Source organism: Rhodococcus sp. NPDC006774 (assembly GCF_040636045.1).
Taxonomy (GTDB): Bacteria; Actinomycetota; Actinomycetes; order Mycobacteriales; family Mycobacteriaceae; genus Rhodococcoides.
On the sequence record NZ_JBEYIW010000008.1, the window covers coordinates 1 to 13,665 of the forward strand.

A 13,665-nucleotide genomic window follows, 5' to 3' on the forward strand; every position below is an offset into this window, starting at 1 on the left:
CGAAGGATCACACGGTGGCCGCTCTACACCCGTGCACAACACGGAATCGCAGACGATCTCGGCCACCGAGTTACACCACTCTATGGGGCACTACTGATCGTGTGCGCGAATCTGGCCGGCGAACTCGTGGAACTGGGTGGCTCGAAGAATTGTCCACGGCACTGTGCCGGCTCGAATGATTCTCTCCTGCTCGACCTTTCCGGCGTAGTACGAGTGTGGAGCCCTGTCTATCCCCACGATCGACAGCGCCACGTGATGGCCGACACCGGCCGCGCCCTCTGCCGTCAGCAGGTTTCGCGTGACAGCGGCGAAGAACGACATCGACTCCTTCGCCGAGATCGTCTGCGTCGACGCGACGTCGACCACCGCGTCGACTCCGGCCAGGGCGTCGGACAGACCCGACCCGCTGACGAGATCCACACCCGCAGATCGCGACAGAACGACCACCTCGTGTCCGCGTTGACGGGCGACCTCGACGACATGCACTCCGACGGTTCCGGTTCCACCGGCTACGGCTAGCTTCATCGCGTATCCACCTGATTCTCGAGAGCTGATGCGGACCGCACGGCGCGGCCCTCCACTCTCTGACGACACAGCCGTGCCGAATGTATGGCGAGTGTCAGGGCCAATGTCGGAGTTTGTCCGGATTGAGCACGATCCAGATGTCGGCCACCACCCCGTCCGCTGTGTCGAACCCGATGACGCCGAACACCTCTCCGCCGCGTCGGATCACGATGCCGGACAGGCTGTTGACGGCCTCGATGGACCAACTGAGGTCCGTGGACTTGGCGGTGATGCCGCGAACGAAACGAGCGACTCGGTCGGAGCCCACAACAGGGTTGCGGGCCGCCGAGACCTGCCCGCCTCCGTCGCTGATCAGGGTGACATCGGGGGCGAGCAACGAGACGAGCGTCGCAAGGTCTCCGTCTCCCGAGGCCATCGCGAAGGCGCGCACGACGCGATCGTGCTCGAGGGGGTCGGCAGAGGTGAGATGGCGGCCGTGCACGTGTTTTCGGGCGGCAGACGCGAGCTGGCGGCATGCGGCAGGGGAGCGGTCGAGCACGGCCGCGATGTCGTCGAACGGAACGGCGAAGGCATCGTGCAGCACGAATGCGACTCGCTGCGCAGGACCGAGCGATTCGAGAACGACGAGCAAGGCGAGAGTCACCGAATCCTGTTGTGCGACTCGATCAGCCGGGTCGGCGGCCGTCGAGTTCACCGAGTGCAGGCCGCAGACGGGTTCCGGCAACCATTGGCCGACGTACTTTTCGCGGCGGACGCGGGCCGATCCGAGCAGGTCGAGGCAGATGCGGCCGACCACCCGGGTGAGCCACGCAGCAGGGACGTCGACGGCGTCGCGTTCGGCGTCGGTGAGTCGGTACCACCGAACGAGAGCCTCGGACGCAGCGTCTTCGGCGTCGCAGTAGGAACCAAGCGTGCGATAGGCGATACCGATCAGCCGACCGCGTTCCTCGTTCATGGCGTCAGACCTTATCGCGACACAACGATGCCGAGTTCGAGGTGATGGACGAAAATCCGGAGAATTCCGTCCACAACCTCGAACTCGGCGGGGCAATGCTAGACGCTGGCTACGCCCGGAGCGAGGAAGCGCTGACCGGTTGCGGCCTCGGAGGCCCCGCTGCGGTCCAGGTACGGGGTGATGCCGCCGTTCCAGAAGCCGAAGCCGCCGCCGAGCAGCAGGCAGAGGTCGATGTCCTCGGCTGCTGCCACGACGCCCTCGTCGAGCATGATCTTGATCTCGTCGGCGATCGCGTTGCGGGTGCGTTCGAGCACCTGCTCGGCGGTCGACGGCGAATCACCTTGCGGCCACAGTGCGGCCACCTCGGGGTCGACGACCTGGCCCTCGGGGCCGTAGGTCCACACACCCGGTTTCTTCGCCTCGACGAGTGCACGGAATCCGGGGGAGTCCTTGAATCGATCCGGGTACGCCTCGGCAAGCGTCTCCGCGGTGTGCAGAGCGACGGCCGGTCCGACGAGTGCCAGCAGTGTCAGCGGACTCATCGGCATGCCGAGTTCGCCCACTGCGCCGTCGGCGACCTCGAACGGGGTGCCCTCGTCGATCGCGCTGATGATCTCGTTCGACGCGCGGGTGACGAGACGGTTGAAGACGAATCCGGGGAGATCCGCCGACAACACGGCCGACTTCTTCAGTGTCTTCGCCGTCGCGAAAGCTGTTGCGAGAGTGGCGTCGTCGGTCTTCTCGCCCTTGACGACCTCGAGCAGCGGAAGAACGGCCACGGGGTTGAAGAAGTGGAAGCCGACAACCCGCTCGGGGTGCTTCAGATCGGCCGCCATCTTCGTGATCGACAACGAGGAGGTGTTGGTCGCGAGAATCGTTTCGGCAGAGACGAATTCCTCGACCTCGGCGAACACCTTCTTCTTGACGTCGAGGTTCTCGAACACGGCCTCGATGACGAAGTCGGTGTTCGCGAATGCGGACTTGTCGATCGAGCCGGACACCAACGCCTTCAACCGATTTGCGGCATCGGGGGACAGGCGCTTCTTGCCGAGCAGCTTGTCGATCTCGCCGTGGACGTAGCCGACACCCTTGTCGATGCGCTCCTGATCGATGTCGGTGAGGATCACCGGCACCTTGAGCTGCCGCACGAACAGCAACGCGAGCTGGCTGGCCATCAGACCGGCACCGACAATGCCGACACCGGAGATCTTGCGGGCGAGAGACTTGTCGGGTGCACCGGCAGGCCGCTTCGCGCGCTTCTGAACCAGATCGAAAGCGTACAGCCCAGCACGCAATTCGTCCTTGACCAACAGCGTCGACAGGGCCTCGTCCTCGGCAGCGAAGGCCGTGTCGAGAGAGGCGGAGTCGGTGATGTCGGTGTTCTTGGCGAGCTCGAGCAGTTCGACGGCGGCGACGGGGCCGGGTGCGAAGTTGTTGGTCTTGCCCGCGACGATGCCCTTGGCACGGGCGATGGCGTCGTCCCAGGCCTGCCCGCGGTCGATCTCCGGACGGGCCGGGGTGATCTCACCCTTGATCACCTGAGCGGCCCACGCGAGGGACTGCTCGAGGAAGTCGGCTCCGCCGAAGAGAGCGTCGGCGATGCCGAGGTCGAGTGCCTGCTGCGGCTTGAGGACACGGTTCTGGTTCAGTGCGTTCTCGATCACGACGGTCACCGCATTGGATGCTCCGATGATGTTGGGCAGCAACTGAGTTCCGCCCCATCCCGGTATCAGGCCGAGGAAGGCCTCGGGCAGGCCGAGCGCAGCAGCGTTCTCCGCGACGGTCCGGTAGTGCGAGTGCAGTCCCACCTCGAGGCCACCACCGAGTGCGGCACCGTTGATGAAGGCGAACGTCGGAATCGTGCTTTCGCGCAGGCGACGGAAGACCTTGTGGCCGAGTTGCCCGATCTGCAGCGCCTCGTCCTTGGTCTCGATGTTCGGCACACCGTTGAGGTCGGCACCGACGGCGAAGATGAACGGTTTGCCGGTGACGGCGATGGCCACCGGGTTCGCTGCGAAGGCCTCGTCCAGTGCGGCGTCGAACTTGGCCAGTCCGCCGGGTCCGAAGGTCGACGGCTTGGTGTGATCGAAGCCGTTGTCGAGCGTGACGAGGGCGATGGAGCCATCGAGCCCCGGAACGGACACGATCTTGGTGAAGGCGTTCGTGACTACCTCGTCGGTGAACGCTGTGGTGATGTCGCTCATGCCTTCGCTCCTGAGTAGTCAGAGTGGTTGGGGTTCTCCCAGATGACGGTGCCGCCCATGCCGAGACCGATGCACATGGTCGTCAGGCCGTAACGGACGTCGGGCTGCTGAGCGAACTGGCGGCTCAGCTGGGTCATCAGGCGAACGCCCGAGGATGCGAGTGGGTGGCCACACGCGATGGCGCCGCCCCACTGGTTGACGCGGGGATCGTCGTCGGCGATGCCGTAGTGCTCGAGGAAGGCGAGTACCTGGATGGCGAAGGCCTCGTTGATCTCGAACAGGCCGATGTCTTCGATGCTCAATCCGGTTCGGCCGAGCAGCTTTTCGGTGGCAGGCACCGGGCCGATGCCCATGACGGCCGGGTCGACGCCTGCGAAGCTGAAGCCGACCATGCGCATGCCGACGTTCAGGCCGAGTTCGTGCGCGGTGTCCTCGCCGGCGAGGATCGCGGCGGTGGCACCGTCGTTGAGTCCCGCAGCGTTGCCTGCGGTGACGCGACCGGCAGGACGGAACGGCGTCTTGAGCTTGGCGAGGTCTTCGACGGTGGTGCCGGGGCGAGGCGGCTCGTCCTCGGCGGCCAGGCCCCACCCGGCGGCGGACTTGGTGGCGACGGGCACGAGAGTGTCGGCGATGAAGCCGGCCTTCTTGGCCGCGTCGTACTTGTTCTGGCTGGCGACGGCGTACGCGTCGGTGCGGTCCTTGGTGATGCTCGGGAACCGGTCGTGCAGATTCTCGGCGGTATTACCCATCACCAGTGCGCTGGGATCGACGAGCTTGTCGGCGAGGAAACGCGGGTTGGGGTCGACGCCTTCACCCATCGGGTGGCGGCCCATGTGCTCGACGCCACCGGCGATCACGACGTCGTACTGGCCGAAGCCGATGCCCGATCCGGTGGTGGTGACCGAGGTCATTGCGCCTGCACACATGCGGTCGATCGCGAATCCGGGGACGCTGCGGGGGAGACCGGCGAGCAGTGCGGACGTACGGCCGATGGTCAGGCCCTGGTCACCGGTCTGCGTGGTCGCGGCGATCGCGACCTCGTCGATGCGCTCGGGAGGGAGGTTGGGGTTCTTGCGAAGGAGTTCGCGGATTGCCTTGACGACCAAGTCGTCTGCGCGAGTGTCGGCGTACATGCCCTTGGGGCCTGCTTTGCCGAACGGGGTACGGATGCCGTCGACGAAGACAACATTCCTCTGTGAGCTGGTGGACGCGGGTACAGACACGCTTTTCGATCCTCCCGACAGATGCGGACGACTCGCCCGGGTACCCGGACGCGACCCCTACTGTAGCGGGTATTACCCGTCGGTAACTTGGGAAGGGTGCAGTGCCTTCGTCAGTACCGGCACCACCAGTGTCCGCTGCCAGGGTCGGGCCCCGCCGTCGGCCAGTCGGGCCTCGATCACCTCGGCCGGGTCGACGTCGGGATCGGCCGGATTCTGCCAATCCCACACCAGGCGGCGCAGCAGATCCGGCATCAACAGATTCTCGACCGGCACTGCAACCGATTCGCTGAGCTCGGTCATCGCGGCCCGTACGTCGGCGAGTCGCGCAGCGGCATCGGGATCGCGTCGAGCCCACCGATTGACCGGGGGCGGACCGTCGAAAGACGCTGCCATCGAGGGCAGTTCGGACGTCGGAAGCGCTCGCGCACGGGTCAGGGCGGAGGCCCACAGTCGGGACGATCTGCGCTGACGCGGACCGCCGAAGACCGGCAGTTGCTCGAGCTCCCGCGAGGACTTCGGGTCCGCCGTTGCGGCTGCGACGATCGCCGAGTCGGGCAACACCCGGCTCGGTGCCACATCACGCTTGGCCGCCAATTCGTCTCGGGTGACCCACAATTCGCGGACGGCAGCGAGGGTGCGGGGAGATTTGATCGCATGGATCCCCGATGTCCGACGCCATCTGTCGGTCTTGGGTTTGGGCGGTCCGAGAGTGAGGATGTGGGCGAATTCCTGTGCTGCCCACTCCGTTTTACCCTGCTGTTCGAGCTCCGCGGCCATTGCGTCACGCAGTTCGAGCAGAACTTCGACGTCGAGTGCGGCGTAGTTGAGCCAGGTGTCGGGTAGGGGACGGGTGGACCAGTCGGCAGCTCCGTGGCCCTTCTGCAGGGCAAGGCCGAGAGTGCGTTCGACGATGGCTCCTAGCCCCACTCGGTCGAATCCGGCGAGGCGGCCTGCGAGTTCGGTGTCGTAGAGCGTCGCGGGTACCAGGCCGAGTTCGGCGAGCCCGGGTAGGTCCTGATCGGCGGAGTGCAACACCCATTCGAGCGGGTTGATCACCTCGGCGAGTGGAGCGAGGTCGCCGGTGACGGGGATCGGATCGAGCAGAACGGTCCCTGCGCCACGCCGACGGAACTGCAGAAGGTAGGCACGCTGGGAGTACCGAAAGCCCGACGCGCGTTCGGCGTCGACGGCGAGAGGCCCGTGGCCCGCTGCGAGGAGCTTCGCGGCCACGAGGACGGCATCCGGTGTGTCGACGACATCGGGTACACCGTCAGCCGGGGCGAGCAACGGAACGGCGACCGGCTCGTTGACCGGCGCGTCCGACGTGGCGTCGTCCGACGTGGTGTCGGGGGAACTCTCGGCTGACATGGACAGTGACTCTAAGCCCTACGGGTGGAAGGGCCGCCCACTATGTCCGGCTGGAACTGCGCTGACCGAGGGTGGTGATGCCCGCGGGAGGCAAACCGGCCGCGTAGGCGAGCACCTCACAGAACGCTTCGACGTGCGTCGAGAGGTCCTCGGACGTGGCCGTCCACGAGGCGCGCAGTTCGAGCTGGTGGGCCTTGGGCGGCCCGGCGATGTCGCCGTAGCGCACCGAACTGGTCGAGGTGACAGTGCCGCCGAGTGCGTTGAGCGGCTCGGACCGTGACTCCAGCGCGTCGACCAGCCAACTCCACCCGACCTCGGGTAGCAGGGGATCGTCGGCGAGGGATTCGTCGACGTCCGCCTGGATGTACGCGACCAGTCGAAGGGTGCCGTTCCATGCCTCGGCACCGTCGGGGTCGTACAGCAGGATCAGGCGGCCGAAGGCGTCACCGTCACTCTGTTCGTCGACCTGGTCGGAATCGGGATGCTTGACCTCGGCCCCGATCGCATAGCTGTAGGGGGCGAGACGCTGCGGCGGCCGGATCGGACCGATTTCGATCGCCGGGTGTACCTGAGCCCGATGCATCGCGTCGATGGCGGCGCGGAACGGCGCAGGTTCGGCGGTGGATTGGGATTCGGTCACGTCACCGGACGTTAGACGCGTCACGTTGCGCTCAGGCGGAGGCGCGCCGAGCCGTGATGGAACCGAAGTGGGTGTGTCGCCCTTGGTGGCAGGAGCTTTTCTCCCGCGTGGCAGCATGGAAGGCGATGAACGCCGAACTGCACGCCACAGCCCCCGCCCGTCGAGAACTCCCGGACGCGCCGTTCCTGGCCGCGATCGCAGGTAGAGCTCCCTCGCGTCGGCCGGTGTGGTTCATGCGCCAGGCCGGTAGGTCGCTGCCCGAGTACCGCAAGATTCGCGCCGGCATCGGCATGTTGGATTCCTGCTTCCGGCCCGACCTCGTGGCCGAGATCACCCTCCAGCCTGTTCGTCGGCACGACGTGGACGCGGCAATCCTGTTCTCGGACATCGTCGTTCCGCTCAAGGCCGCCGGTATCGATCTCGACATCGTCGCAGGTACCGGACCGGTCGTCGCGCAGCCGGTGCGGTCGGCTGCCGATGTCGCCGCACTGCCGATCCTGACCGCCGATCAGGTGGAGCCGGTGGCCGATGCGGTGCGGATCCTCACCCGTGAACTGGCCGGTACGCCGCTCATCGGTTTCGCTGGCGCACCGTTCACCCTCGCGTCGTATCTGGTCGAGGGTGGCCCGAGCCGCAATCACGAGAAGACCAAGGCGCTCATGCGGTCCGATCCGGCGACCTGGCATGCCCTGCTCGACGCACTGGCCACCACGACGATCACCTTCCTGCAGGCTCAGCTCGCCGCAGGCGTCGACGCAGTGCAGGTGTTCGACTCCTGGGCGGGTGCGCTGTCCCTCGCCGACTACCGCGAGTACGTGCTGCCGCACTCGACGCGAGTGTTCGACGCCGTGTCCTCGGCCGGTGTACCCAAGATCCATTTCGGTGTCGGAACCGGAGAACTGCTCGGGGCGATGGGTGAGGCCGGTGCCGACGTGGTCGGTGTCGACTGGCGTATTCCGCTCGACGACGCCGTGCACCGGGTCGGCGGCGGCAAGGTGCTGCAAGGAAATCTCGATCCCGCGGTGCTGTTCGCCGGCTGGGATGCCGTCGAGGCCGAAGTTCGCCGCATCGCCGCCGAAGCGGACCGCGCGGTGGCGGCCGGTGCGCGCGGACATGTGTTCAACCTCGGACACGGAGTGCTCCCCGATACCGATCCCGAGATTCTGACCCGGGTGGTCTCGCTGGTGCATTCGTTGTGACGGTGCGGCGGTACGCCGTGGTCGGCGGCGGAATCTCCGGCCTCGTCGCGGCGTATCGCCTTCGACAGTCCTGCGGACCGGATGCGGAGATCACTCTCGTCGAGGCCTCGTCGCGCATCGGTGGCACGCTGCGCACCTCGGCAGTCGGAACGGACTCGTTGGACGTCGGTGCGGAGGCATTCATCGGTCGTCGTCCGGAAGTGCCGGCTCTGCTCGCCGAGCTCGGCCTGTCGGATCAACTGGTGCACCCGTCGTCGGCGCGTCCACTGGTCTACTCCGGCGGTCGGACGCATCCCCTCCCGCTCGGCACCTTGATGGGGATACCGTCCTCGGCCGATTCGGTACGGGATCTGGTGGACGGTGAAGACCTGCGCCTCATCGAGACCGAGACCGCGCGGCCCTTCGCCTGGACCGCGGGTTCGGACGTGAGTGTGGCCGATCTCGTGGGCACCAGGTTCGGCTCCCAGGTCGTGAGCCGTTCGGTGGACCCGCTGCTCGGCGGCGTGTATTCCGGCTCGGCGAGCTCCATCGGCGTCCGTGCGGCTCTGCCCACGTTGGCTGCCGCGTTGGACGGCGGAGCGGCGAACCTGACCGAGGCAGTGCTGGCAGCACTGCCCACTCCGTCGCCGGGACCGGTCTTCGGCGGACTGCGCGACGGTTATGCGGTGCTGCTCGATGCTCTCGTCGCTGCGGCCGATGCCCACACGGTCGTCGGAGCAGGCGTCGGTGAGATTCGCAGCGACGCCGGCGGGTGGTTCGTCGAGGGCGTCGGACTCGTCGACGGCGTGGTACTGGCGGTCCCCGCGCCGATTCTCGGTCGCCTCATCGCCGAGGTGGCACCCGCGGCGGCGCAGGCCGCGCGGGATATCGAACTCGCGTCCTCGGTCGTCGTCGCGCTCGCGTTCCCCAAGACCACCGAACTGCCGCAGAACTCGGGAATCCTGGTGGCCACGGACGCGGGCCTGGACGTCAAGGCATTCACGTTGTCGAGTCGTAAGTGGCCGCACCTGGAGGAGCGTGACGCGGTACTGCTGCGGGCCTCGCTCGGCCGCTTCGGTGACACCACGGCATCGGACCGATCCGACGCGGAGTCGATCGAGACGGCACGCGCGGACCTCGCGGCGGTGGCGAACATCGATGCGCAGCCGCTCGCCGCGACCGTGCAGCGCTGGCCGGGAGGTCTGCCGCAGTACGCCCCGGGGCACCTCGATCGCGTCGCCGCCATCGAGGCCGGAGTCGCCGACCTACCCGGCCTCGAGGTAACCGGGGCCTGGCAGCGCGGCGTCGGAGTGCCCGCGTGTATTGCGTCCGCCACCACCGCTGCCGCCCGTCTGATCGAAGTGGCACGATAGGGCCATGGCACGCCTCGATTACTCAGCGCTCAACTCGACTCTTCGCTACTTGATGTTCTCGGTCTACAAGGTCACGCCCGGCGTTCTCGGCGAGGATCGGGCCGCGGCTGCCAAGGAAGCGAAGGTGTTCTTCGAAGGTCGTGAAGACAAGGGTGTCGCAGTGCGAGGGGTCTACGACATCGCCGGTATGCGCGCCGACGCCGACTTCATGGTGTGGACGCACGCCGAGCGCATCGAGGATCTCCAGGCGACGTACTCCGATTTCCGTCGCACCACCGCGCTGGGCAAGGCGAGTACTCCGGTGTGGAGCAACACCGCGTTGCACCGCCCGGCCGAATTCAACAAGAGCCACGTTCCGGCCTTCATCGCCGGTGAGGATCCGGGCGCGTACATCTGCGTCTACCCGTTCGTCCGCTCGATCGATTGGTACCTGCTGCCCGACGACGAGCGTCGCACGATGCTCGCCGACCACGGCAAGGCCGCACGCGACTACAAGGACGTGCGCGCGAACACCGTGCCGTCGTTCGCACTCGGCGACTACGAGTGGATCCTCGCCTTCGAGGCTCCCGAACTCGATCGCATCGTGGACCTGATGCGTGACCTGCGGGCCACCGAGGCGAGGCGTCACGTGCGCGAGGAGACCCCGTTCTTCACCGGCCCTCGGGTCGAGGTGGACGCGCTCGTCGAATCTCTGCCGTGACGACGACGGACACACCCGCGATCGAGGCCGTCCTGTTCGACTTCTCGGGCACGCTGTTCAGGCTCGAGGAGCACCCCTCCTGGTTCGACGGGATTCACGATGCCGATGGCACCCCCGTCGACGGTGCCGGAGCCGCGGAACTGATGCGACGCATGACGGCACCGGTGGGGGAGACGGTCGAGTTCGACGACGCGACGCGTCATGCTTGGCGGAACCGAGATCTCGATCCGGCCCTGCACCGGCAGGCCTATCTGCATGTGCTCGCGCAGTCCGGTGTCACCGATCCGGCGCACGCAGAATCCGTCTACGGTCGCGTGATCGATGCGGATTCCTGGACGCCGTACCCGGATACCGAGCCGGCTCTGAAAATGCTTGCGGGGAAATCGATTCGGACCGGTGTATTGAGCAACATCGCGTTCGACATCCGTCCTGCCTTCGTCGATCGCGGTCTCGACAGATTCGTCGACGAATTCGTGCTCTCGTTCGAGGTGGGTCACGTCAAACCGCAGCCCGAGATCTTCCGGCACGCGGTAGCGGCCTTGGGAGTCGATCCCTCGGTGACACTGATGGTGGGCGACAGCGCCGAGGCCGACGGTGCCGCTCGAGAGATCGGATGCAGCTTCGCTCTCGTCGATCCGGTGCCGACGACGCAGCGGCCCGATGCGCTACTGAAGGCATTGCGCGAGTTCGGAATTCGATGACCGGGGTGGCCGGCGTTCAACACATGGGCCACTGGGGCATGTTTCGTGCCGAGTCGGACGGGCACGATGTCACCGCGATTCAGCCCCAGGTGACGGACAGCAATCCCTCCCCGGTGTTGGGCAACCTCGTCGGGTCGGTGACCCATCGATCCCGCGTCACCGCACCGGCGGTGCGCAAGGGCTGGCTCGAGCACGGGCCGGGGCCGACCGACAAGCGTGGCAGCGACGAGTTCGTCGAGGTCTCGTGGGACGAGTTGACCGACCTGCTGTCCAACGAACTACGCAGAGTGATCGACACATTCGGCAACAACGCCGTGTACGGCGGGTCGTACGGGTGGGCGAGTGCCGGACGCTTCCATCACGCGCAGAGTCAGGTGCATCGCTTTCTCAACTGCATCGGCGGTTACACGCGATCGGTGCACAGCTACTCACTGGGTGCGACCGGCGTCATCATGCCGCACGTCCTCGGTGCGCATTGGAAGATGTTCTCGCGCTCCACCTCCTGGAACGTGATCGCCGCACACACCGAATTGTTGGTGGCGTTCGGCGGAGTTCCGGTGAAGAACACCGGCATCAATCACGGCGGTACGTCGGACCACCCCACCGTGGATTCGCTCGACGCGATGCGCGCCCGCGGTGGGCAGATCGTCACCGTGAGTCCGCTTCGCAGCGATATGAACGGCGACGCGCGCTGGATCGCTCCGCGGCCCGGTACCGACGTCGCGATGATGCTGGCGCTCGCATACGTGCTCGCCGACGAAAAGCTGCACGACACAGCATTTCTCGACACGTACTGCCAGGGCTATCCGGAGTTCGAGCGATATCTGCTCGGCATCACGGACGGCACACCCAAGACCCCGCAGTGGGCCTCGGCGATCTGCGGCATCGACGCCGCGGAGATCGCGGATCTGGCCCGCGAGATGGCGTCGAAACGCACGATGGTGACGGTCACCTGGTCACTGCAGCGGACGCGACACGGCGAGCAGGCTCCGTGGATGGGCGTCACGTTGGCGTCGATGCTCGGTGGGATCGGCGTTCCTGGTGGCGGATTCGGGCACGGTTACGGGTCGATGAACGAGCCGGGCCTGGCCCCGGTGCCGTATCCGTTGCCGACTCTGCCCCAGGGAATCAATCCCGTTCCCGATCTGATTCCGGTCGCTGCTGTCTCGGACATGCTTCTGAATCCCGGTGGTGAATTCGACTACGACGGTAGACGATTGACCTATCCCGATATCAAGATCGTCTACTGGGCCGGCGGGAATCCTTTCCACCACCACCAGGATCTGGGGCGGCTACGTCGCGCTCTCGGGAGAACCGACACCGTCGTGGTGCACGACCCGTACTGGACACCGATGGCCAAGCACGCCGACATCGTCGTCCCGTCGACCACATCGTTGGAGAGGTCGGATCTGAGCTGCACGCGCAACGATCCCTTGCTCGTCGCGATGGCCCCGGCCGCCGCGCGGTTCGCCGATTCCCGCGACGACTACGACACGTTCGCCGAGCTGGCGACGAAACTCGGTGTGGGCGAGCAGTTCACCGAGGGGCGTAGCTCGCAGCAGTGGGTCGAGCACCTGTACGAGCAGTGGCGCGGATATCTACGCGCCGGGGGCGTCGATACTCCCGAATACGACGATTTCGTGCGTGCGGGCTCGTTTCGGATGAAGACCGAGGATGATCTGACGTTCTTCGAGGACTTTCGACGCGACCCGGTGGGCAACGCGCTGCGCACCCCGAGCGGCAAGATCGAAATCTTCTCGTCGACGGTGGCGGGGTTCGACTACGAGGACTGCCGTGGGCATCCGATGTGGTTCGAGCCGCAGGAATGGCTCGGTGGACCGCGAGCCCGGCAGTTCCCGTTGCACCTGATCGCCAATCAGCCACGCACCAGGCTGCACAGTCAGCTCGATCACGGTGCGGTGAGCCGTAACTCGAAGGTTCAGGGCCGCGAGCCGATACGAATGCACCCGTCGGCGGCCGGGGTCAGGGGAGTGTCGGACGGCGACGTCGTACGGGTGTTCAACGACCGCGGTTCGTGTCTGGCCGGTGTGGTTCTCGACGACGCGATGCTGGAATCGGTCGTGCAGTTGTCCACCGGAGCCTGGTACGACCCGCTCGATCCGGCGGATCCCGATTCGATGTGCGTACACGGCAGCGTGAATGTGCTCACCGCGGACGAGGGCTCGTCGGCGCTTGCGCGCGGCTGCACCGGCCAGCACGTGTTGGTGGAGATCGAACGCTACGACGAGCCGTTGCCGCCGATCACAGCGTTCGATCCACCTGTTCGATCCGAGGTCAGAACACGACGCGAGAGATGATTTCGGCGACCAGCGCCGGCTTGTCCTCGCCCTCGATCTGCAACGTTCCCGCCGTCACCATCTGCAGTGCCCCGCCGGATACCTCTTCGACGGAGACGAGGGTGGTCTGCAGGCGCACGTGGGCACCGACCTTCACCGGGTTGATGAAGCGAACCTTGTTGGAGCCGTAGTTGATTCCGAGCTTGGTGTTCTCGATGGTGTAGATCTGCCAGTTGAGCATCGACACCAGGGACAGGCTCAGAAATCCGTGGGCGATGGGTGCGCCGAACGGGCTTTCCTTCTTCGCCCGCTCGACGTCGACGTGGATCCACTGATGATCGCCGGTGGCGTCGGCGAAGGTGTTCACCCGTTCTTGGGTGATCTGCAGCCAGTCACTGGTGCCGAGGTCTTCGCCGACGGCCGCTTTGATCTGCTCTGGTGAGGTGAAAGTGCGCATGCTCACAGTATGGACGAAGCAGTGCCGATCAGGATGCAGGCTTG

The 13,665-nt window shown here is 66.1% G+C and carries 12 protein-coding genes; 5 read left to right on the forward strand and 7 right to left on the reverse strand.

The genetic code is table 11. From position 1 onward, the window contains the following. Nucleotides 1-90: 90 nt before the first annotated feature. From ABZ677_RS14080 to ABZ677_RS14105, 6 genes are all read right to left on the reverse strand, one after another. Nucleotides 91-525 carry an NAD(P)H-binding protein gene (locus ABZ677_RS14080; RefSeq protein ID WP_358370291.1) on the reverse strand — a complete coding sequence of 145 codons (435 nt, stop codon included), beginning with the start codon at nt 523-525 and terminating at the stop codon, nt 91-93. 94 nt (nt 526-619) lie between these two features. After that, complete coding sequence (gene sigJ, locus ABZ677_RS14085; RefSeq protein WP_358370294.1) at nt 620-1,480, reverse strand: RNA polymerase sigma factor SigJ; 861 nt, start codon at nt 1,478-1,480, stop codon at nt 620-622. Between the two features lie 98 nt (nt 1,481-1,578). Then, the gene (locus ABZ677_RS14090; protein ID WP_358370297.1) at nt 1,579-3,684 is read right to left on the reverse strand and encodes a 3-hydroxyacyl-CoA dehydrogenase NAD-binding domain-containing protein; all 2,106 of its coding nucleotides are present in this window, start codon (nt 3,682-3,684) and stop codon (nt 1,579-1,581) included. Beyond that, nucleotides 3,681-4,907, reverse strand: a complete 1,227-nt coding sequence (locus ABZ677_RS14095; protein WP_358370300.1) for an acetyl-CoA C-acyltransferase — start codon at nt 4,905-4,907, stop codon at nt 3,681-3,683. The genes ABZ677_RS14090 and ABZ677_RS14095 overlap by 4 nt, the downstream gene beginning before the upstream one ends. A gap of 72 nt (nt 4,908-4,979) precedes the next feature. Further along, a complete protein-coding gene (locus ABZ677_RS14100) occupies nt 4,980-6,275 on the reverse strand; it encodes a ribonuclease D (protein WP_358370303.1) in 1,296 nt (431 codons plus the stop codon). Between the two features lie 40 nt (nt 6,276-6,315). After that, entirely contained in the window at nt 6,316-6,915 is a 600-nt protein-coding gene (locus tag ABZ677_RS14105; RefSeq protein ID WP_037189453.1) for a DUF3000 domain-containing protein, read from the reverse strand. 125 nt (nt 6,916-7,040) lie between these two features. Here ABZ677_RS14105 and hemE point away from each other — a divergent pair, with 125 nt between their 5' ends. From hemE to ABZ677_RS14130, 5 genes are read left to right on the forward strand one after another with little or no spacing between them, the layout of a single operon-like run. Next, nucleotides 7,041-8,114, forward strand: a complete 1,074-nt coding sequence (hemE, locus tag ABZ677_RS14110; protein WP_358370607.1) for a uroporphyrinogen decarboxylase — start codon at nt 7,041-7,043, stop codon at nt 8,112-8,114. Continuing rightward, complete coding sequence (locus tag ABZ677_RS14115; RefSeq protein WP_358370306.1) at nt 8,111-9,466, forward strand: protoporphyrinogen oxidase; 1,356 nt, start codon at nt 8,111-8,113, stop codon at nt 9,464-9,466. Before hemE ends, ABZ677_RS14115 begins: the two co-directional genes overlap by 4 nt. Nucleotides 9,467-9,470: 4 nt before the next feature. Next, on the forward strand, nt 9,471-10,166 hold the full coding sequence (gene hemQ, locus ABZ677_RS14120) for a hydrogen peroxide-dependent heme synthase (RefSeq protein ID WP_032397941.1): 696 nt from the start codon (nt 9,471-9,473) through the stop codon (nt 10,164-10,166). Beyond that, a complete protein-coding gene (locus ABZ677_RS14125) occupies nt 10,163-10,867 on the forward strand; it encodes an HAD family hydrolase (protein ID WP_358370309.1) in 705 nt (234 codons plus the stop codon). Before hemQ ends, ABZ677_RS14125 begins: the two co-directional genes overlap by 4 nt. After that, nucleotides 10,864-13,185: a molybdopterin-dependent oxidoreductase gene (locus ABZ677_RS14130; RefSeq protein ID WP_358370311.1), complete on the forward strand. Its 2,322-nt coding sequence runs from the start codon at nt 10,864-10,866 to the stop codon at nt 13,183-13,185. The genes ABZ677_RS14125 and ABZ677_RS14130 overlap by 4 nt, the downstream gene beginning before the upstream one ends. On the opposite strand, the gene ABZ677_RS14135 is transcribed toward ABZ677_RS14130, so the two are convergent. Next, nucleotides 13,163-13,621, reverse strand: coding sequence for a MaoC family dehydratase (locus ABZ677_RS14135; RefSeq protein WP_045195371.1), 459 nt, complete (start codon nt 13,619-13,621; stop codon nt 13,163-13,165). The genes ABZ677_RS14130 and ABZ677_RS14135 overlap by 23 nt on opposite strands. Nucleotides 13,622-13,665: the final 44 nt, after the last annotated feature.

Bases quoted from the DNA above. Each gene is read 5' to 3' on its own strand.
- sigJ (WP_358370294.1), bottom strand. From the start codon at position 1,480: ATGAACGAGGAACGCGGTCGGCTGATCGGTATCGCCTATCGCACGCTT.
- ABZ677_RS14080 (WP_358370291.1), bottom strand. From the start codon at position 525: ATGAAGCTAGCCGTAGCCGGTGGAACCGGAACCGTCGGAGTGCATGTC.
- ABZ677_RS14135 (WP_045195371.1), bottom strand. From the start codon at position 13,621: ATGCGCACTTTCACCTCACCAGAGCAGATCAAAGCGGCCGTCGGCGAA.
- hemQ (WP_032397941.1), top strand. From the start codon at position 9,471: ATGGCACGCCTCGATTACTCAGCGCTCAACTCGACTCTTCGCTACTTG.
- ABZ677_RS14090 (WP_358370297.1), bottom strand. From the start codon at position 3,684: ATGAGCGACATCACCACAGCGTTCACCGACGAGGTAGTCACGAACGCC.
- ABZ677_RS14130 (WP_358370311.1), top strand. From the start codon at position 10,864: ATGACCGGGGTGGCCGGCGTTCAACACATGGGCCACTGGGGCATGTTT.
- hemE (WP_358370607.1), top strand. From the start codon at position 7,041: ATGAACGCCGAACTGCACGCCACAGCCCCCGCCCGTCGAGAACTCCCG.
- ABZ677_RS14100 (WP_358370303.1), bottom strand. From the start codon at position 6,275: ATGTCAGCCGAGAGTTCCCCCGACACCACGTCGGACGACGCCACGTCG.